General features: G+C 34.3%; 22 protein-coding genes. 16 read left to right on the top strand and 6 right to left on the bottom strand.

The annotated features are described in order from the left end of the window. Positions 1-263 precede the first annotated feature (263 nt). Together K5S59_RS16710 and K5S59_RS16705 are read left to right on the top strand one after the other, a co-directional pair. Positions 264-1,478, top strand: a complete 1,215-nt coding sequence (locus K5S59_RS16710; RefSeq protein WP_120450399.1) for an aspartate aminotransferase family protein — start codon at positions 264-266, stop codon at positions 1,476-1,478. A 302-nt stretch (positions 1,479-1,780) separates the two neighbouring features. After that, positions 1,781-3,238 (top strand): MFS transporter, encoded by a 1,458-nt coding sequence (locus K5S59_RS16705; protein ID WP_001186929.1) that lies wholly within the window; start codon positions 1,781-1,783, stop codon positions 3,236-3,238. 61 nt (positions 3,239-3,299) lie between these two features. Here the strand turns inward: K5S59_RS16705 and K5S59_RS16700 are convergent, their stop codons facing one another. Genes K5S59_RS16700 through K5S59_RS16690 form a run of 3 tightly spaced genes read right to left on the bottom strand, consistent with a single transcriptional unit; the run spans position 3,300 to position 6,473 of the window. Continuing rightward, entirely contained in the window at positions 3,300-4,409 is a 1,110-nt protein-coding gene (locus tag K5S59_RS16700; protein ID WP_120450397.1) for a DUF4018 domain-containing protein, read from the bottom strand. After that, complete coding sequence (locus tag K5S59_RS16695; protein ID WP_001014376.1) at positions 4,381-5,547, bottom strand: DUF58 domain-containing protein; 1,167 nt, start codon at positions 5,545-5,547, stop codon at positions 4,381-4,383. Before K5S59_RS16695 ends, K5S59_RS16700 begins: the two co-directional genes overlap by 29 nt. After that, positions 5,544-6,473, bottom strand: coding sequence for an AAA family ATPase (locus tag K5S59_RS16690; RefSeq protein WP_120450395.1), 930 nt, complete (start codon positions 6,471-6,473; stop codon positions 5,544-5,546). The genes K5S59_RS16695 and K5S59_RS16690 overlap by 4 nt, the downstream gene beginning before the upstream one ends. 203 nt (positions 6,474-6,676) lie before the next feature. On the opposite strand from K5S59_RS16690, the gene K5S59_RS16685 reads away from it, so the two are divergent. Both K5S59_RS16685 and K5S59_RS16680 read left to right on the top strand, forming a co-directional pair. After that, the gene (locus tag K5S59_RS16685; RefSeq protein ID WP_000991838.1) at positions 6,677-6,994 is read left to right on the top strand and encodes a PadR family transcriptional regulator; all 318 of its coding nucleotides are present in this window, start codon (positions 6,677-6,679) and stop codon (positions 6,992-6,994) included. A gap of 7 nt (positions 6,995-7,001) precedes the next feature. Further along, a complete protein-coding gene (locus K5S59_RS16680; protein ID WP_000448677.1) occupies positions 7,002-7,538 on the top strand; it encodes a DUF2812 domain-containing protein in 537 nt (178 codons plus the stop codon). 322 nt (positions 7,539-7,860) lie between these two features. Here the strand turns inward: K5S59_RS16680 and K5S59_RS16675 are convergent, their stop codons facing one another. Then, positions 7,861-8,109: a hypothetical protein gene (locus K5S59_RS16675; protein WP_000433607.1), complete on the bottom strand. Its 249-nt coding sequence runs from the start codon at positions 8,107-8,109 to the stop codon at positions 7,861-7,863. 282 nt (positions 8,110-8,391) lie between these two features. Here K5S59_RS16675 and K5S59_RS16670 point away from each other — a divergent pair, with 282 nt between their 5' ends. From K5S59_RS16670 to K5S59_RS16630, 9 genes are all read left to right on the top strand, one after another. Then, positions 8,392-8,775 carry a glyoxalase/bleomycin resistance/dioxygenase family protein gene (locus K5S59_RS16670; RefSeq protein WP_087955879.1) on the top strand — a complete coding sequence of 128 codons (384 nt, stop codon included), beginning with the start codon at positions 8,392-8,394 and terminating at the stop codon, positions 8,773-8,775. Between the two features lie 14 nt (positions 8,776-8,789). After that, complete coding sequence (locus K5S59_RS16665) at positions 8,790-9,332, top strand: GNAT family N-acetyltransferase (protein ID WP_000506681.1); 543 nt, start codon at positions 8,790-8,792, stop codon at positions 9,330-9,332. Further along, on the top strand, positions 9,332-9,931 hold the full coding sequence (locus K5S59_RS16660) for a kinase (RefSeq protein ID WP_120450392.1): 600 nt from the start codon (positions 9,332-9,334) through the stop codon (positions 9,929-9,931). The genes K5S59_RS16665 and K5S59_RS16660 overlap by 1 nt, the downstream gene beginning before the upstream one ends. 5 nt (positions 9,932-9,936) lie before the next feature. Next, positions 9,937-10,515 carry an HAD-IA family hydrolase gene (locus tag K5S59_RS16655; protein WP_001024256.1) on the top strand — a complete coding sequence of 193 codons (579 nt, stop codon included), beginning with the start codon at positions 9,937-9,939 and terminating at the stop codon, positions 10,513-10,515. Positions 10,516-10,693: 178 nt separating this feature from the next. After that, the gene (locus K5S59_RS16650; RefSeq protein ID WP_000021641.1) at positions 10,694-11,428 is read left to right on the top strand and encodes a response regulator transcription factor; all 735 of its coding nucleotides are present in this window, start codon (positions 10,694-10,696) and stop codon (positions 11,426-11,428) included. Next, positions 11,428-12,744: a GHKL domain-containing protein gene (locus K5S59_RS16645; RefSeq protein WP_120450390.1), complete on the top strand. Its 1,317-nt coding sequence runs from the start codon at positions 11,428-11,430 to the stop codon at positions 12,742-12,744. The genes K5S59_RS16650 and K5S59_RS16645 overlap by 1 nt, the downstream gene beginning before the upstream one ends. Positions 12,745-12,833: 89 nt before the next feature. Next, the gene (locus K5S59_RS16640; RefSeq protein WP_120450388.1) at positions 12,834-13,511 is read left to right on the top strand and encodes a YhfC family glutamic-type intramembrane protease; all 678 of its coding nucleotides are present in this window, start codon (positions 12,834-12,836) and stop codon (positions 13,509-13,511) included. Between the two features lie 2 nt (positions 13,512-13,513). Further along, the gene (locus tag K5S59_RS16635) at positions 13,514-13,900 is read left to right on the top strand and encodes a DUF3887 domain-containing protein (RefSeq protein ID WP_001253801.1); all 387 of its coding nucleotides are present in this window, start codon (positions 13,514-13,516) and stop codon (positions 13,898-13,900) included. Positions 13,901-14,011: 111 nt separating this feature from the next. Further along, entirely contained in the window at positions 14,012-14,323 is a 312-nt protein-coding gene (locus tag K5S59_RS16630; RefSeq protein ID WP_000845554.1) for a hypothetical protein, read from the top strand. A 40-nt stretch (positions 14,324-14,363) separates the two neighbouring features. On the opposite strand, the gene K5S59_RS16625 is transcribed toward K5S59_RS16630, so the two are convergent. Beyond that, on the bottom strand, positions 14,364-14,579 hold the full coding sequence (locus K5S59_RS16625; protein WP_000974615.1) for a helix-turn-helix domain-containing protein: 216 nt from the start codon (positions 14,577-14,579) through the stop codon (positions 14,364-14,366). A 10-nt stretch (positions 14,580-14,589) separates the two neighbouring features. Next, positions 14,590-15,072, bottom strand: coding sequence for a DUF2975 domain-containing protein (locus K5S59_RS16620; protein ID WP_000809090.1), 483 nt, complete (start codon positions 15,070-15,072; stop codon positions 14,590-14,592). A gap of 298 nt (positions 15,073-15,370) precedes the next feature. Between K5S59_RS16620 and K5S59_RS16615 the strand changes: the two genes are divergently transcribed. The 3 genes from K5S59_RS16615 to desA all read left to right on the top strand — a co-directional run bounded on the left by K5S59_RS16615 (position 15,371) and on the right by desA (position 21,023). Then, positions 15,371-17,044, top strand: coding sequence for an alkaline phosphatase (locus K5S59_RS16615; protein ID WP_098258998.1), 1,674 nt, complete (start codon positions 15,371-15,373; stop codon positions 17,042-17,044). Between the two features lie 259 nt (positions 17,045-17,303). Further along, entirely contained in the window at positions 17,304-19,688 is a 2,385-nt protein-coding gene (locus K5S59_RS16610) for an immune inhibitor A domain-containing protein (RefSeq protein WP_120450386.1), read from the top strand. A gap of 303 nt (positions 19,689-19,991) precedes the next feature. Further along, positions 19,992-21,023, top strand: a complete 1,032-nt coding sequence (gene desA, locus K5S59_RS16605; protein ID WP_000171514.1) for a Delta(5) desaturase DesA — start codon at positions 19,992-19,994, stop codon at positions 21,021-21,023. Positions 21,024-21,064 lie beyond the last annotated feature (41 nt).

Below are 21,064 nucleotides of genomic sequence, written 5' to 3'. Positions count from 1 at the left end.
GATATAGCCTCCAAATCTTTTTTGTCCATTGTTACTAAATATGATTTCATAGCCTTGATTATGTATGACATGCAAAGTAGTAACAGACCGCTAGATGAAAAAAACGCGCATGTAGTGGACCTGTTGAAATAGAAGAAATTATGGAAAAATGAATATCGAGAAGAAAATTACTATTAAAATTTCAATCTTAAAAATGAATTTAAACATGACTTTATAGAGAATGAACATAAATAATCAGGGAAAATAACTAGGAGGAATTTAAAATGTCGGATTGGTTTCAATTAGATAAAGAATATATGATGCCTACGTATTGTCGTACGAAGGTTGCAATAGAAAGAGGAGAAGGATGCAAGCTTTATGATGTAGATGGTAAAGAGTATGTAGACTTATTTTCTGGTGTCGGAGTGAACGTATTAGGGTATAATCACCCGAAAATCGTGCAAACGACAATGGAGCAAGTTACGAAATCGTTGCATTTACCGTTTCATTTTTTAAACCCAGTTGCGATTGAATATGCAAAGAAATTAGTTGATTGCTCTTTAAAAAACGGAAAGGTCTTTTTTACAAACTCAGGTACGGAAGCAACGGAAACAACGTTGAAATTAATTGATAAATATAGAGCTAATATGGGTGAAGAGCGTGAAGGAATTGTAGTGCTGAAAAATAGTTTCCACGGGCGTACGTTAGGAGCACTTCATTTTACGAGACAAGAAAGTGTATATCAAAATTTCCCTAAAACATCGATTCCGGTATATGAAGTAGAGCGCGAGAATATAGAGCAATTAGAAGAAACAATTGTTAAAGAAAATCCAATTGCGATTATGCTAGAGCCGGTTTTAGGAAGCGGGGGTATTTATCCTTTATCAGGTGAATATTTACATGGTGTTCAAAACTTATGTGAAAAATATAATGTACTACTTATCGTCGATGAAGTACAAAGTGGTATGGGGAGAACAGGGAGATTGTTTGCATATCAAAATTTTAATATTACACCAGATATTATTCAGATTGGTAAAGGAGCAGGAGGCGGGATACCGCTTGGCGGAATTATTGTAGGTGAAAAGTTATATGATGTATTTGCACCAGGGGATCACGGCACAACATTTGCTCATTCATCAATGGGAACGGCTTTAGGGCTAACAGTATTAAACACATTGATTGACGATGGTTTAATGCAAGAAGCGTATGAAACGTCACTATATTTAAATGATAAATTGCAAGAAATTCAGAAAGAAAATGCGTATTATATTGGGGAAGTACGTCATGCTGGCATGATGTTTGGAATTAGTTTAAATGATACGAATGAAAATGTGAAGAAATTACAAGTAGAGCTAATGGAGAATGGGATATTAGTTGATGTTACACAAGGGAACATCATTCGTTTACTTCCTCCATATATAATTACTAAAGAAGAAATTGATGTATTTGTTAAGGAGTTTATCACTTGTATGCATAGTTTAGCAGCTACAAGTGTTTAAAAACTTTAATGAAAAAGTACCTTTTTTTCTATTCAAATAGGAAGAAAATAAGGGCGAAAAAAATAAATTTACAAATTAAAATAAAAAGCTGAAAAAGGTACTCATATAGCGCCTTCTTCAGCTTTTTAAAATACTAAATTACTTAACTTAGGGAGCATCTCATTGGACAAATAATTAATTATGTGAAACAATAATAACAGATAAGGAGACATTAATTTTCCTTAAGTGCTTCGAATTAATTTTATTCAATAAGAGAAGGTGTGCTTAAAGAAGTTAAATTAAATAAGGAGCTGTTTTATTATATGCAACAAAATAATGATTTAAATTTTGAACCTCAAGACGTTAATATTGTCAATCCTAAACAAGCCAGGAAAGCAGTAATTGCTACTGGTATAGGGAATGCAATGGAGTGGTTTGACTTCGGATTATACGCGTATTTAGCGGTTATCTTAAGTCAATTATTCTTCTCAGGTGTTGATAATAGTGGATTGCAACTTGTACTTACATTCGGTACATTTGCAGCAGCCTTTCTCGTTCGACCAATCGGAGGTGTATTCTTTGGTAGAATAGGAGATAAGTACGGCCGAAAAATCGTGTTAAGTACTACTATTATTTTAATGGCACTTTCTACATTATTCATCGCATTACTACCAACCTATGAACAAATTGGTGTATGGGCACCAATACTACTTTTAGTTGCCCGAATGATTCAAGGCTTCTCTACAGGCGGCGAATATTCAGGTGCAATGGTTTATATCGCAGAATCTTCTCCAGATAAAAAGCGTGGTATACTCGGTAGTGGTCTTGAAATTGGAACACTCTCAGGTTACATTGCTGCATCGGTAATTGTTACCATTTTGACGTTATTGTTAACAGATGAACAAATGCTCAGCTGGGGCTGGCGTATTCCTTTCTTAATAGCTGCACCAATTGGTTTGGTCGGTTTATATTTACGCCGTCATTTAGATGAATCTCCCATCTTTGAAGAGATGGAAAAAGCACAAGAGGAATCTGAAGACAACGAACAATTTTCATTTATGGATATATTAAAATATCACAAAAAAGACTTCTTATTAAGCACAGTAATTGTCGCCTTCTTTAATATTACGAACTATATGATTCTTTCGTATATTCCTTCTTATCTAACTCAAGTACTTAAAGTCAAAGAAACAACTGGCTTATTAATTATTTCTATTACGATGGCACTTATGATTCCACTAGCACTATATTTCGGTAAATTAAGTGATAAAATTGGTAATAAACGCGTCGTGCAAATTGGTTTACTCGGTTTAACAGTATTTGCAATTCCAGCATTTTTACTAATAGGTAACGGACATATTGCAGCTATATTTGCAGGTATTTTCATTTTAGGATTCTTCCTAAGCGTATATGAAGGAACATTACCTTCATTATTACCATCACTATTTTTCACTGATGTACGTTATCGAGCGCTTTCGATCTCATTTAATATTTCTGTATCGATATTCGGTGGTACAACGCCGCTCGTATGTTCATACTTAGTTCATGCAACCGGTAACCCGCTTGCACCAGCATTTTATTTAGCAGGTGTTAGTGTTATTGGATTAGTCGTATTTAGTGTATTATTCGTTACAACATCAGGACGTGCGCTAAAAGGTTCATATCCTACAGTAGAATCGAAAAAAGAAGCACACCAAATTGCTAAAGAAGACCCTGAAGAAACACTTTGGTGGCATGAAGAGTCATTAGAAATTGAAGCAGGGAAAAACGCTTCAATTTAAAAAGTAACGTAGAAGTATAGAAAGACTCCTATGAAAATAGGAGTCTTTTTGTTATGTTATGTTATTTCTTTCTTTTTTTCAAACTCTTCTGATACACATAAAGCTTATGAACCTCTTCCTTAAATTCCTGAAGTAGCATCATATTCTCACCATTTGAATAACGCACTGTATTATAAGCATCTATAATAATATGACTCTGAATATTTACAACTTCTTCACTATTTATTCTATCTAACCATGCCTCAATAGTTTCTCCTCGATTTCTATTTAAAGGGTGAGTTAACTTACTTTCAAGCTTGAAAATCTCTCTTCTAATTTCGTTATGTGGCGGTTTGTTCCGTTTCAAACGTTTTTGGCTCGTTCCTTCTTTATCAGTGATGATAGTAGATTCGAAGGCAGGCATATTTGGTAAACTGAATTGTTTTCGTCTTTTTATTATTTTCCAAACGACGTAAATAGCAATAGCAGAACAGGCTATTATGGTAATGCTATTTATGAGAGTTGGATCAAAAGCACGCTGTCCAAACTCATCCTTAATTTGAGGATCCTTTAAATTCCCTTTATTCGACCAAAAATCGTCAGTATCTTTTGATTCAGCTACCGAAAATAACGGATTAATGGCGTATCCAAATCCTAATGCAACTACTTGGACAATATAAGAAAAAAGAAGCCGAATGTATGGGAAAATAGGAATAAGGAAAGCACTAATTATTCCAATCGTAATAAGAGAAGCGAAACGTAATAGTTGTTGATTACGATTAGCACCAGTTAACCAAAATGCAATCATAATGTGTAAGACTAATAGTAACAATTTCCATAATGGTGGAAAAGGTGCATAAAATATAGCTGAAAAGACGAACCATACAATACTACCTAATGACTTTTGAACTGGATATCCTGGTCCGACTACATGTACGATAAAAAAGAAAAGCGGTAACATAATTGTGCTAAACAGAGAGAAAGGAAGAAAGAGTGAACAACCGATTATTTGAGTAATTAACAGTATGACAAATCCTGTTGTTCTTTTCTTCATAAATTTATTAATAAGAAATACACCCATATAGCCTATTGCTAAAAATATAGCAATAGCAATAAGTTCATCCCTTTCTGTTAATAACGAAAGGAGGAGCAGCAGAATAAAGTCATGAACGTGATAGAGCCAAGTTTTCAAGCTTTTCCACCATCCCTTCGTTATTAATGAGAAACGTAGGCTGAGGGTGAAGAGGGAGTTCATTTCTTTGTAAACCAATATATATCATTGTAGAAGATCGTTCCCTTTTTCTCTCTACGTAGTGAAGGAATCCTTGTTTTGGAAGTAACGTACTATCATTTGAAATACGCGCTAATTCCTCTAAAGATATTCCGTAATGTGTGTGTCCGTCATTTAATGGTAAGTGCAGAGGACCACCTTCAGCTAGTACACTAATAAATAATTCAAATGGTATTTGATGCTTCGTTGCGTATTGGCAAATGTATGTTGCAAATGAAATCAGGTCTTCTATATTATCTTTCCAGCCAAACCCGCGATCAGCAGCTAATGAAAGACAGATCGTCCAACTATAATTTTTTACAGGTTCATATTGCTTCGCCTGTAATGATTGCATTTTAGCAGATGCTTTCCAATGAATAGAACGGAAAGACTCACGTTCATATCGTTTAACTCCAATAATAGATGTTTCATCATTGTAAAAAGAAAAATTCGTTCGATAAGATCCATTTAAAAGTTGCTGTAGTTCTTGCAAACCTGCTACTTCCTTAGGAGAAGGGTACACAATAATTTCAGTTCGTAATTTATCGAAAATAGGTAAATGTACAGTTAAAAGATGAAAAGGATCTTTCAAAACGCATTCGAACTGTTCAATTTGAAACACACCACGCTTCGTCGCGGTTAATGTTAAATCCCATTTTTGCGCTGAATGAGCAGGCTGTGAAAACGGGAAAGAAAATAACGTTTTCGATATTTGTTCAATACCTTGATCTTTTTGTGGTAGTAGGGACGAATTTATATGAAAATAACAAACACCGTTAACGAGTGGTATATTTGCTCCATTTTTTAAATGAATGAAAAACTGTCCAGATTCATTAGGGAATAACCGAGTTGTTTGTTTCTCGTTTACCACTTCAAATTTTTTCTCTATATAAGCGACGTATTTATAAATAAAAAACGCAAATAAATAATAGAAGAAAAAGAGAAACATAATAATTCGTTGTGGCATAAAAAATGTAAATAGTATAGCGCCTGGGACAGTTAGTTGAATAATATGGAGTTGGAAAAATAACGGTACAGTTACAACGCGCTGTCCATTCATGCTTGCTCAATCTCCACTGGTACGTCAACTTCTTTTAAAATCCTTTGCATAATTTCATTTTTTGTCGTACGTAATGCACCTTCCATTGATAAGACGATACGGTGATTCCAAATAGAAGGAACTAAAAATTGTATATCTTCAGGCGTACAATATTCTCTGCCGCGTAAAAAGGCTAACGCCTGTACTGCACGCACTAAAGCAAGTGTGGCACGTGGGCTTACACCGTTAGCGATGTAATCATGATTTCTTGTAGCATGAGCAAGTTTAATAATGTAATGTTCTAACGGTTCTGATACGAAAATTTCTTTTACTCGTTTTTGTGCTTCTAAAATGTCTTCTAAAGAAATAACAGATTTGACGCTTTCTAACGGTACATCGCTACGAAAACGTCGCATCATTTGTAGTTCATCCTCTGGAGATGGATACCCAATTGAAATTGTCATTAAAAAACGATCAAGCTGTGCATCTGGAAGAGGAAACGTTCCTTGTGATTCAATTGGATTTTGCGTCGCAATTACAAAGAACGGTTTTGGAAGAGGAGTAGATTGCTTTTCAAGCGTTACTTGTCGTTCTTCCATCGATTCTAATAAACTAGACTGTGTTCTAGGCATAGCGCGGTTAATTTCATCCGCAAGCAAAATATTGGTCATGACGGGTCCAATTCTTAACTCGAATTCACTCGTTTTCGGATTGAAATATTCAATACCTGTTACATCACTCGGAAGTACATCCGGTGTAAATTGAACGCGAGAAAAATTACCACCTATACTTTTAGAAAGTGTTTTCGCAAGTAATGTTTTCCCCGTACCTGGCACATCCTCAAGCAGTACATGTCCATCAGCAAGCAATGAAACGAGTAATAGATCAATAACATTTTCCTTACCGACAAAAACTGATCCTATGTTTTCTTTCAATTTATTTATCATATGTATCATTCCTTTCAAAATATAAACGGATATTTCTATATTTTAACAAATTATTCAGAAAATTGATATGATTTTCAATTCAAAGAAATAAATATCCAGTTATTAAATTATACTTGCATATTTTGGAATGTAGTTATACAATATCGATATACGATGTATCGTTAGTCGATATATCAGAAAGCGATGTATCGGAGGTGGTTATAATGAATGCGAAAGCGAAAAAATATATTCCGTTAACAGAGGCGACATATTACATATTGTTATCACTAGTGAAACCAATGCATGGTTACGGAATTATGCAAATGGTAGAAGAGATGACAAATGGAGAAGTAAAGCTCGGTCCAGGTACTTTATATGGGAATACGACAAAGTTACTAAAAGAGAAGTTAATAGTTGAAGTGGCCTCTACAGATAGAAAGAAGTGCTATGAGTTAACGCCACTTGGTAGAGAAGTATTAGAGCTAGAGTATAACAGGTTGCAGAGATCTGTAAGGAATGGGAATAGTATTTTAGGGGAGTGAATGGAAGATGGAGACTAAAAGGGTATTTAAGTTTTTTACGGCATGGAATTTAGAAAAAGAAGAAGCTTTTTTACGAAAGATGCATCAGCAAGGTTGGGCATTACAAAAATACAATTTAATGTATCTGTTTAAGAAAACTGAGCCAAAAGATGTAATATACAAAGCTGATTTTAGATTGGTTTATAGAGATTCGAAAGAACAACGACAAGAGTATTTCGAAATATACGAAATGTCAGGTTGGAAACGCGTAACAAGTTTCACAAGCTGGAATTATTTTTGTAAAGAAGTAGAAGAAGTAAATGAATTGCCTGATATTTACTCAGAAAAGGAGACGAGAATACAAAAACTAAATCAGTTATTAGTATTCTTTGTTATTATGTTAGCAACTATATTACCATCAATGTACAATCTATTTATAAGCCCGATGGAATCAAGAGTGCCAATGTGGGCGAAAGCTATGACGGGTCTTACAGGTTGTATGTGGATATACTTCTTTATAAGACTCACTTGGAAAATTAAGAAATTAAAAAGTGAAATATTATAATAAAAAGTAGAGTTAAAAAGAAGTTGATGTTGTAGGGAAACTGGGATCAACTTCTTTTGTTTCTATATAATTGTATTTTTGTTCACTCTTTTTTATATAATAAAAATCTGTATGAATGTACAAAATTAACAGTTACAAAGATAAAGTTACAATACTTCAAAAATAATAAATGAAGAAAATACGATTTATTTTGAAAATCAAAAAATAAAAGATGACTAAAAAGGTGTGGGGTGTAATTTATAATAAGGAAGAAAAACGTTTTTCATTAACATATGAAACAAAAAACCCCCTATAGAAAATTGGTAGGGGGTAATAAAAATGTTTAAGAAAAAGACTGATTTTGCGCAGGTTTAATAAATTGTTCCGGGTTTTCAACGAGTCCGCATACAGCGCATTGGACTCTGTATGTTGGTCCTTGATAGGCCATATGAAAAGCATTCATATTTTCATTTGTGTATTCTTCTTCTACTTGACCAGTTTGTGGATTTAACTTGACTGGTTTTACTTGTTGCTCAAGAATATTAAAGCGAGTACGGTTCGTTTTACAGCTTGGACATAGCATTGGTTCCATATGTATACACCTCCATTTGTAGCATTTCTTAAATTCTTTAATTTTATGCAACCGAAAAAACTTTCTCAATATAAATAGGTGTTTAATGTATTTAAAATTCAGAAAAAATAAAATATAATAAAGATACGAACTGGTTATGTCCAAACCAAATCTCCTGTTTTATGCCAATAAGCTGGGGGGCCGAGAAATCGGCCTCATTTTTTTTGCTCGTTCCTATAGGAAACAAGGTTTTTATAAGACTTTTGTCGAAATTTTAGGGATAGATATAAAGGGGGATGTAAAATGAATTTAAAAATGAAGTATATCATTTTATACGTAGAAAAGTTTGAGGAATGTCTAAGATTCTATAAAGATGTATTACAGTTACCTATAAAAGCAGAGCACGGTACATATATTGAATTTAATACGGGTACTACCATATTAGCGATGAATACGCGGCAAGACGTAAAAGAATTAACAGGACTACCACTTACAGAAGGTGAGTTACAATCTTCCCATTTTGAATTGGGATTCGTTGTCGAAAATGTACAAGAAACGATTGAGCAACTTAGAGAGCAAGGTATTAAGATTTTAGTTGAACCAATTGTGAAACCGTGGGGACAAACAATTGCATACATTGCCGATCCAGATGGGAATTATATTGAAATTTGTAGTTCATTAGAATAGAAGGAGAAAACGAGATGGGGTTTCCGAAACTAGAAACAGAACGTTTAGTATTAAGAGAACTAACACTGTTAGATGCAGAAACGATGTTCCGTTATTTTTCAAAAGAATCTGTTATACGTTATTTCGGAATGGATTCTTTCGAAAATATTGAGCAAGCGAAAACGACTATTCAAACGTTTAAAAATCGTTATGAAGAGGGAAGTGTATTTCGCTGGGGAATAGAGAAAAAAGGGACGGGCCAATTAATCGGGACGTGCGGATTTCATTTAATAAACAAACATCATAAGCGAGCTGAAATCGGTTATGAATTAGACGATACATATTGGGGACAAGGGTACGCAACAGAAGCATTACAGGCAATTTTAACTTGCGGATTTGAAACATTGCAACTGATAAGAATTGCTGCTGTTGTATACGTAGAGAATAAAGCTTCTCAAAAATTATTAAGTAAAGCAGGTTTTCAAGAAGAAGGATTACTTCGAAAACATATGATTCAAAATGGAGTTGCTCATGATACGATTTTATATTCTTTATTAAAAGAAGAGTGGAAGAAGTAATGCGTACAAATGAGCTTATAAATATAATGAAGAAACATAAAGAAAACAGGTTCATTCTAGGTATAGATGGTTTAAGTCGATCAGGAAAAACAACGTTTGTAACAAACTTAAAGGAAAATATGAAACAAGAAAGTATTCCGTTTCATATTTTTCATATTGACGATCACATAGTAGAGCGTAATAAACGATATGATACAGGATTTGAAGAATGGTATGAGTATTATTATTTACAATGGGATATTGCATACTTGCAGGAGAAGTTTTTTCAAAAGTTACAAACTGAAACAAAACTGACATTACCGTTCTATTATGATGGGACAGACTCAAGTGAAATGAAAAAAGTACAGATCCCTATAGTAGGTGTAATTGTAATTGAAGGTGTTTTTTTACAGCGAAAAGAATGGAGAGATTTCTTTCATTATATGGTGTACTTGGATTGTCCAAGAGAGACAAGATTTCTGCGCGAGAGTGAGGAAACGCAGAAAAACCTTTCAAAGTTTGAGAATCGGTATTGGAAAGCAGAGGATTATTATTTAGAAACTGAATTGCCGAAGGACCGAGCGAATTTAGTCATAGAATCATTGAAAAATAGAAGGTGAACAGAATGAATATTTTATGGGATTTTGATGGGACGTTATTTGATACGTATCCAGTTTATACAAAAATTCTTTCTCAAGTTTTAGGGAAGGAAATAAGTGAAGAAGAGATCTATACAAAGTTAAAGGTTTCATTTTCACACGCAATTGATTATTATGAAATATCAACAAAACAATTAAGTGAAATTGATGTATTAGAAAGTCGCATTATGATAGAAGATATTAAGCCATTTGAAAAAGTGGAAGAGGTTTTAAAGTTTGCTGATAAAAATGTAATTATGACTCACAAAGATAGAGCAGGAGTATTATCAATATTAAATCATTACGGCTGGGACAAATACTTCGTAGACATGGTAACAATTGATGATGGCTACCCCCGAAAACCGAACGCTTTATCTTATAATCATTTACATAAAAAGCACAATATTGATCTAGCTATTGGAGACAGGGAGTTAGATCTAATACCTGCAAAAGAATTAGGTATTTCGACATGTATGTTTCAAGGGAATTGTGATGTAGCGGATTATTCTTTATCACATTACTCGGAATTTTTTAAGGAAGTGATTGATAGAGAGGTTATTTTATAAATAATTTAAATAAAACCTCTACTTTTTGATTGAAAGTAGAGGTTGTTTTCTATGCTTTATAAAAACGAAAGAAAATTAATACTTTCAAATATTTAGAAGGGGATTGGTATAACAATTTAAATTATATAGTTATAGATAAATCTATAAATAAAAAGATTTCTATAAAGCGAGTGATCACATGAGTATTTTCATATTAGAAGATGATGTCATACAAGCACAGCGAATGAAACGGCTAGTTGAAGAGATTTGCGAGAAATATATGTTGCCTTTTGATTTTATAGAGGTGACTAGTAAAAGTGAAAACATCATTACCAACATTCCTAAGGCGAGGTATGTTCCAATCTATTTTTTAGATATAGAGATAAAAAGAGAAGAGCGTAAAGGATTACAAGTGGCGCAAGAAATACGAAAGTATGATACGCAAGGGATTATTGTGTTTGTAACGACGCATTCTGAATTTGCACCTATTTCATATCAATACATGGTATCAGCTTTAACTTTTATTGATAAAGGGTTGCCATACGAGGAGAGGCGTAACGTTTTTGAACAATGTTTACTCCAATATGAAGCGCGTAATAAGCATCTTATTCCGTCCGATGACTTTATCGTTGAGAATAGTAATACGACTGTGCGGGTTCCTTTTCATGAAGTTGAATATGTTATGACTGATGAACCGCACCGTTTAGCATTAGTAACGTTAGATCGAATCGTTTCTTTTTACGGGACTTTAAAAGAAATTGAAATAATAGATGAACGTTTATTTCGTTGTCATCAATCATATATTGTGAATACGAAGCAAATGTCTTCTTATGATGCGAAGCAAAAAATGATAGTTTTAAAAAGCGGGAAACGTATTCCAGTAGCTCGTCGTTTAGTGAGTAAAGTACGTAACATATTAAAGGGTGAGATGTAATGTATATTTATGATTTATTTGCAATACTGCTTACTAGTATAAGCCATACGTTTTTATACATTCAATTAATCCGGTACAATAGATTATCAGTTAGAATGTTAATAGCTTTAAGTGCAGTATTCATTATTTTACTTGCTATTGTCGTAACTGTTACGAGATATCCAGAATTGAATAGTACCATTGTGTTGTTTCTAATAAGTTTAGGATTAATGCAAAATGAATTGAAATTTAAGCATAATGTATATTTTGCACTAGTGAGTATGGTAATTATAACGTTAGTAAAAATGTTGCTACTTGATTTAGGAATGAAAATCTTTATGCTAACAGCATTCAATTTATATTTATGGACAGGTAGCATAATTCATCTAATCGTATCGACACTTACTTTTATCGGTATTTTTGTAGCCCGTAAAAGAATCCAAAAAATTGCTCAATATATAGTAGGTAGTCCGCTATACTATGTAACTTATATATTATTAATTGCCGGGTTTATTATTGAATTAATCTTAACTCAGCCATCTTCTGCGTTATTAGCACAATTAAATCAACAATACAGTGAAGTAAGTTATATTTCAGCGATTATTATATTTTTATTATTACTAATCATTGTGCTAATAAGCTCACACTTATCGAAAGAAAAGTTGCAAGAAGAGCATGAAAAACGCTTAGATAAAGAGTTATTAGATTATGTGGAGAAATTAGAGGATATGCATGATGAGCTTGCTAGTTTCCGTCATGATTATATGAATGTATTACTATCGTTAGAAGAGGGCATACGTACAAAAAATGTGAAAGAAATTGAGCAAGTGTATTATGACGTTGTAGCTCCTACGTTAAAAACAATAAATGATCATGAACTTGATATTGCGAAATTATCTCGCGTACATATTCCTGAAGTGAGAAGTGTATTAAGAGCGAAAGTTGGCACTGCTCAGCAGCATCAAATAAAAGTAATGCTCGATATACCAGAGAACATTGAAAGTGTTTCGATGACGATTATTTCATTTATTCGCATCATTTCAGTTTTAGTAGACAATGCAATTGAAGAAGCGGTACATAGTGAGGAAAAGATATTGCAAATCGCCTTCTTTGAAATGGATTCACGACAATATTTTATCGTGCGTAATAGTTCAAAGAGTGAAGCGATTGATTTGCAAAAAATTTATGAGAAAAACCATTCAAGTAAAGACGGAGCTCGAGGATACGGGCTATTTTCGTTAAAACGGATTATGAATAAAACAAATAACGCGACGTTAGAGACAACTTATGTAAGTCCTTATTTCACACAAACATTTATATTAAAAGAGATGAAATGACCATCTATGATGAAAATGAAACCGAATAGGAAAGAACTACATACTTCCTTCACTTATTTTTATACACTTCAAGTAAGAGGTGAAGCGAGATGAATGGTCTTATTTTTACAACAATGATTAGCTTTGGTTTACCGCTTGTAGCACTTTTATATGCAGTTTGGAAGAAACGCTATATTCCATATATGTTAGGTGTATTGGCTTTTGTTGTATCACAAATATTGATTCGCATACCAATACTGAATTATGTAAATGGAACTAGCACAGATTTTCAAATGTTTTCAGTCATGCAGCCTGTATTATTTGTACTTTTGCTTAGTTTATCAGCTGGAATTTTTGAAGAGATAGCTCGTTTTATTGCAATGCGTTATTTTATGAAGCAACGAGATTGGCAGTCTGGCTTTTTATTTGGAGCAGGGCATGGTGGTATTGAGGCAGTGTTGATAGTTGGAATTCCGGTAATATCCTTATTATTGTCACAAACAGCCATTCAAAATGGCGACAGTTACTATTTCGGCGGTATTGAGCGCATCTTCGCGATGGTATTGCATATTGGGCTTTCCTTCATTGTATTGCAAGCTGTCGTCCAAAAGAAATTATGTTATGTTGTATATGCAATTTTCATCCATGGGACTGCAAATGCATTAGCGGGCATTATATCGCTATATGTACAAGGGAAAAGCGGGATCATTATGTCAGAAGTTTCAATAGCAATTTGTGCTTTACTTGTTTTTAGTTATAGTTTCATTTTAAAAAGAAAGGGTGTATGAAAATGAGAAGAATGTTACTTATTATTATAAGTGCTATCGCGGTGTTTGCACTTGCAGCATGTACCGGTAATAAAGTAGATGAAAGTACGTCTAAAAAATTTATTTCGAAAGCGGAAGAAGTTGTATCATTATTAAATGAGGCAAAATATAAAGAAGTGCATGAGAAATTTGATAGTAAAATGACAGCTGCATTGTCAGAAGAAAAGATGAAAGATCTTACACCTATAATCGAGAAAGCTGGTACATTCGAAAAAATTGAAAAACAATCGATTGAAGAAAAAGATGGTTTATATACGGTTATTCTTGTAGCGAAATATAGTAAAGAACAACGGACATTTATTATAACTTATAATGATAAAGAAGAAATAGCAGGTTTAGTTATTAAATAAAAAACAGATACAGTGGAAGTTCCCGCTGTATCTGTTTTTTTATTGATTTAACCAAATTATGGTTATTCATGCTAATATAAACACATAGCTATAGAGAAGGGGTGTGTTAGTATGAAAACTGAAATAGTTCCTAAAAAGAAGTACAGTATAATAAGCTACATATCTTTACTCATCGGCGTTTTCTGTTTTCTGTTCGTTTTTATAACACCGACAAGGATAGCCAATGCAGGTAATATAGTGGGGGATTATATTACAGTTGCCCTCACAGTTGCAGGTATCATACTTTCTGTCATTACGATGACGAAAAAAAACGAGAAGAAGGGAATTGCTATTCTTTCATTCATACTGTCCTTATCATTCTTTATATTTTGGATCATCGCGATTATTTTAGTTTTGACTGGTCGAGTTAGTTTTGCGCCATAATGCCGAATAAAAAGAGTCCTTCATACGAGAAGGACTCTTTTTATTCGGTATCTTCTGGTTGATATTCTAAAATATCCCCTGGTTGGCATTCTAACGCTTTACAAATAGCATCTAAAGTTGTAATTCTAATTGCTTTTGCTTTTCCATTTTTTAATATAGAAAGGTTAGCCATTGTAATACCAACCTTCTCTGAAAGTTCAGTTACACTCATTTTACGTTTCGCTAACATTACATCAATATTAATTATTATTGCCATGTTATTCACCTCAGACCGTTAAATCATTTTCTGATTTTATATCTATCGCATCTTTTAAAAGTCTTTGGAGAACGGCAGCAAAGACTGCGATAACCATTGAAGCAAAGATAAGGATCATTCCAATTATAATAATACCTGGCGCGTCATCTCTCTCTGCTACAAGATAGAAAAGTGGCATGCCTACTGCATATAATATACTAATTGTAACAGCACATTGTTTTATCTTTTTTAAAGCTCTAACAGATAATTTTGAGAAGGCGTTACCATTGTCAATGTAGCTTACAAGTTTAAAGGCTTGATATAGAGCAAAATAAAAAGGTATCACTGTTGCATATAGATTGATTAAAACAAGATATTTTATATATGCGATATCCGGGTACAATTTCGCTGCATAATTCCCGATATTAGGAATTAAAAATATACACAAAGCAAGAACAGGAATACCGATAAGGATGATTGCTGTCTTTAAAAAGAGTGTTGATCCTTGTTTCATATAAAGCACCTCATTTTTAAATTATCTTTTTAATTTAACACGAAATTTATCGTTTAACAATAAATTCTTATTTATTTTAATCGGATTTTTATTGATAAATAAATTTTAGGGAAGAGAATGATAAGACGGTTTTATAAAATAGGTGTGGTCCCAAGTTATTTGAACATAAAAAGCTATGATAGGTAGCGTTCGTTGCCTTACTAATAAAAGAAAGTGAAGGTAATGATTGTTAGCTTCATGAAAATTGGGGACTAATAAAACATATATAAATGAATGTAAAACATACGGAGGAACAACAATGTCGAATTTGGGTTTACTGATGAAGAAGTTACTGTTAGTAGGAACAATCACACTAAGTATGTTATGTACTGAAAGCATGATGAATTATTATTCGGTGGAAGCGAAAGTGAAAAAAGTAGAACGGCAACCGAAAAATGTAATCATAATGGTTATGGACGGAACGAGTTCTTCAGCAACGACATTAGCTCGTTTGTATAAAGGGAAACCACTTGCATTAGATGAAATGGTAACAGGAGGAGTTCGTACATATTCGGCGGAATCAGCTATAACAGACTCAGCCCCAGCAGCAACAGCTTTAGCGACTGGGAATAAATCGAATTCAGGATATGTAGGTGTATTACCGTCTATTGTAAGTTCACCTGGCTTAAAACCAATAAAAAAAGAGGACAAGTTACGGCCAGTTGCCAATGTTCTAGAAGGTGCCAAACGTACTGGTCGCGCTACTGGAATTGTTGCTACAGCTGAAATTCAGCATGCTACTCCTGCTGGATTCTCCGCACATCATGTGAATCGTAAAAATTTTGAAGTGCTCGCGGAGCAGCAAGTGTATCAAAATATAGATGTCGTATTAGGCGGGGGAAAAGCGGCACTTCTCCCTGTGAAAAGTAGTGGAATTCGAAAAGATGGTGAAGATTTAATAGAAGTAATTCAAAACAAAGGATACGAATTTGTGGAAACGAAAGAGGCATTATTGAAATCTAAATCTAATAAAATTTGGGGCTCTTTTTCACATAATGCCTTAGCTTTTGATATGGATCGTGAAGCAACAAATCCAAAGCAACCAACGCTTTCGCAAATGACGGAAAAAGCAATTGAAACGCTATCAAAAGATAAAGACGGATTCTTTTTATTTGTGGAAGGAAGCAAGCCAGACTGGGCAGCTCATGTGAATGATCCAATTGGGATGATTAGTGATGTATTGGCATTTGATAATGCCGTTGCAGAAGCATTAAAATTTGCAAAAAAAGATGGTAATACGATGCTAATAGCCGTAGCTGACCATGGTAACAGTGGTATTTCTATTGGCAATATGAATACGACAAAAGGATATAATACTACGCCGGTCTCTGCATATATTGATCCATTGAAAAAAGTGAGAATGACTCTTGAAGGGACTATAAATAATTTGAAATCTGATTTATCAAATGTAGAAGATGTAGCTAAGTTATACGGCTTGGATCATTTAACTTATGGTGAAAAAGAGAGGTTACAAGCGGCTAAAAAGAAAATAGATGTAGGTCCAATTTTCACTACATTATTGGCTAACCGCGCGAACATAGGCTTTACAACAGGAGGCCATACTGGTGAGGATGTATTTTTATATTCTTACGGTCCTCAAAAACCATGCGGTTTGATCCAAAACACGGATGTTGCGAAGACGATGGCGAAAGCGATGGGCTTTAACTTAGAAGAAGTAACAAACAAATTATTTGTAGAGAGTGAATTAGCTTTTAAGCAGAATGGTGCAACTGTAACAATAGATAAAACTGATGTAGCGAACCCTGTACTCATAGTAAAACATAATAATGTAACAGCTCAATTATTTGTTAACAAAAATATAATTCGTATTAAGAATAAAGATTATGAACTAGGAAGTGTTGTTGTAGAAAGCAATGGTAAGTTCTATGTACCAGAAGAAGCAAGCCGTTTATTCATAAAGCATTCTCTTTAAAAAAATGCCAATTCCTTAGCTACTACTTAGGAATTGGCATTTTTTGTGTAGATGAGATTTCACTCGAAAAAAAGAGGAAAGAGAATCACAAATTCTAGAGTGAACTTCCTGTAAATTTACCTATTTTATGTTTTTCACCCTAGAAAAAATATTTCTCAACATTTTAGCACTTTAAAAAGATTGAATATTCGTATTATAACGAATATTATATTGCTATCGGCAAAAAACGATAATTTGCAGACACTGGGGAGGAAATACATTGAAAAAGAAAAAGAAATTAAAACCTTTAGCGGTATTAACAACAGCAGCCGTGCTAAGTAGTACATTTGCTTTTGGAAGCCATGCAGCATATGCTGATGCGCCACCATCTCTACCAATTGATGAGCATTTAATACCGGAGGAGCGATTGGCAGAAGCACTGAAGCAAAGGGGAGTAATTGATGAATCTGCATCACAAGCTGAGACATCAAAGGCTGTCGAAAAATATGTTGAGAAAAAGAAAGGGGAAAACCCTGGAAAAGAAATCTTGACAGGAGATAATCTTACGCAAGAAGCTTCAGATTTTATGAAAAAAGTAAAAGATACAAAAATGCAGGAAAATGAACAGGCGCAGCAGCCCGAAGTAGGACCAGTAGCTGGACAAGGTGCAGGATTGAACCCAGGAAAATTAAATGGAAAAGTACCAACTACACCAGCGAAGCAAGCTGAGTACAATGGGGCTGTTCGAAAAGATAAAGTACTTGTGTTACTCGTAGAATTTAGCGATTTTAAGCATAATAATATTGATCAAGAACCGGGTTATATGTATTCTAAGGACTTTAATCGTGAACATTATCAAAAAATGTTATTTGGTGATGAGCCATTTACGTTATTTGATGGATCAAAGATTAATACATTTAAACAGTATTATGAAGAACAATCTGGCGGAAGCTACACAGTTGATGGAACTGTAACGGAATGGCTTACTGTTCCAGGAAAAGCGTCAGATTATGGTGCTGATGCGGGAACTGGTCATGACAATAAAGGTCCTTTAGGCCCAAAAGATTTTGTGAAAGAAGCATTGAAAGCAGCGGTAGCAAAAGGCATTAATTTAGCTGATTATGATCAATTTGATCAATACGACCAAGATGGTGATGGAAATAAAAATGAGCCAGATGGAATCATTGATCATTTAATGGTAGTACATGCAGGCGTGGGTCAAGAAGCTGGCGGTGGTAAATTAAAAGATGATGCGATTTGGTCTCATCGTTCAAAACTAGGCTCAAAACCATATGCGATTGATGGTACGAAATCTTCTGTTTCGAACTGGGGCGGCAAGATGGCTGCATACGATTATACAATTGAGCCTGAAGATGGAGCAGTTGGTGTGTTCGCGCATGAGTACGGTCATGATTTAGGATTACCAGATGAATATGATACAAAGTACTCTGGACAAGGTGAACCTGTTGAATCATGGTCTATTATGAGCGGCGGTAGTTGGGCTGGAAAAATTGCAGGAACAGAGCCAACAAGTTTCTCACCACAGAATAAAGAATTTTTCCAAAAGAATATGCAGGGTAACTGGGCGAATATCGTTGAGGTAGATTACGATAAACTGCGCACAGGAATCGGTACAGCAACATATTTAGATCAAAGTGTTACAAAATCAAAACGACCAGGAATCATTCGAGTTAACTTACCAGACAAAGATATAAAAAATATCGAATCGGCATTTGGTAAGAAGTTTTATTACAGCACAAAAGGAAATGATATTCATACAACACTTGAGACACCAGTATTTGACTTAACAAATGCAAAAGACGCTAAGTTTGATTATAAGGCATTTTATGAACTGGAAGCGAAGTATGATTTCCTTGACGTAAATGCGATTGCAGAAGATGGAACGAAGACGCGAATTGATAGAATGGGCGAAAAAGATGTAAAAGCCGGTATAGATACAACGGATGGTAAGTGGGTTGATAAATCATACGATTTAAGTCAATTCAAAGGAAAGAAAGTAAAATTACAATTTGAGTATGTAACAGATATTGCGGTAGCTTATAAAGGATTTGCGTTAGACAATGCAGCATTAACTGTAGATGGAAAAGTTGTATTCTCTGATGATGCAGAAGGCCAGCCAGCAATGACGCTAAAAGGATTTACTGTGTCGAACGGATTTGAACAGAAAAAAAATAACTACTATATTGAGTGGCGAAATTATGCTGGATCTGACACGGCGTTACAACATGCACGTGGTCCAGTATTTAATACAGGAATGGTTGTTTGGTATGCGGATCAAAGCTTTACAGATAACTGGGTAGGCGTTCATCCAGGCGAAGGATTCCTTGGGGTAGTTGATTCTCATCCAGAGGCAATTGTAGGAACATTAAACGGACAACCAACTGTGAAGAGCAGTACGCGTTATCAAATTGCCGATGCGGCATTCTCATTTGATCAAACGCCAGCATGGAGAGTAGATTCACCAACTCGCGGTATCTTTGATTATAAAGGATTATCAGGAGTTACGAAATTTGATGATTCTAAGCAATACATTAATAGCGTTATTCCAGATGCCGGACGTAAGTTGCCGAAACTAGGATTGAAGTTTGAAGTAGTAGGTCAAGCTGATGACAAGTCTGCGGGTGCAGTTTGGATCCATCGCTAAAATAAAATGAAAAGGAGCTGTCATAAGTTGGTGAAACCTGACTTGTGGCAACTCTTTTTTCTTGTGAAAAAGTTCTCTGCTTTTTTATGTATTTATTGGAAAAAAATAGATGTCTCTTTTATAAATGAAATGATCCATCAGTCCAATTATAGAAGCCTTTTTGGCCGTAAGTAATTTGTAAGTAATGAGTAAGAAAAAAGAAATTTTTATAATATATAATATTTATTACAGTTACTTTTAACACCTGATACTAATAGTATGCTATAATGTGAATTAGCAACAAAAAGGAAAGGAATAAGAACAATGACATTAGAAAATACTAAAAATTTAAAAAAACAAGTTGCTCCATATGAAAAATCAACGATTAAAAAAAGTGTGTGGCAACTTATTAACACAGTCGTGCCATTTGTTATTTTATGGTACCTTGCTTATAAAAGTTTGTCTGTTTCTTATCTGTTAGCATTAGTTCCATCTCTGTTAGCTGCTGGTTTTATGACACGAATTTTCATAATTTTTCATGATTGTACCCATTATTCATTCTTTAAAAGTCGACCTGCCAATAGAATAGTAGGGACATGTATGGGTGTGTTAACGTTATTCCCATTTGATCAATGGGGACATGAGCATGCTATTCATCACGCTACAAGTGGTAATTTGGATAAGCGGGGTACAGGAGATATTTGGACGCTTACGGTGGATGAATATGTGGCTGCGCCATTTAGACTTCGTTTAGCATATCGTTTATATCGCAATCCATTCGTAATGTTTGGATTAGGCCCGATTTATGTTTTCTTGCTTAAAAATAGATTTAACCGAAAAGGTGCTAGACAGAAAGAACGTATGAATACTTATTTGACGAATATTATAATCGTTGCTGTAGTAGCAATACTTTGCTGGGGAATTGGATGGCAATCGTTCCTGCTAGTACATGGTACGATATTCTTAATAGCAGGTTCAGTAGGGATTTGGCTGTTTTACGTACAGCACACATTCGAGGATTCTTACTTTGAAGAGGATAAAGATTGGGAATATGTGAAAGCAGCTGTAGAAGGAAGTTCATTTTATAAACTTCCAAAAATCTTGCAATTCCTAACTGGTAATATTGGATTCCATCATGTTCACCATTTAAGTCCAAGAGTACCTAACTATAAACTAGAAGAGGCACACAATAATACGCTTCCATTAAAAAATGTACCAACGATTACTCTTGCTACAAGCTTACGATCACTCCGTTTCCGTCTTTGGGATGAGGAAAGTAACAATTTTATTAGCTTTAAAGAAGTCAAAAAAATAATTAAAAACAATGTTTCTGTTCGGGTGAAATCTGAACTATAATTTTATCGGCTATAAAACTCCCCTTAATCATTTTCGATGTA

The organism is Bacillus sp. BML-BC051 (assembly GCF_019656175.1).
In the GTDB taxonomy this organism is placed as follows: Bacteria; Bacillota; Bacilli; order Bacillales; family Bacillaceae_G; genus Bacillus_A; species Bacillus_A mobilis.
Note: the sequence above shows the minus strand (reverse complement) of the source record. Positions and strands in the feature narration are given on the sequence as shown.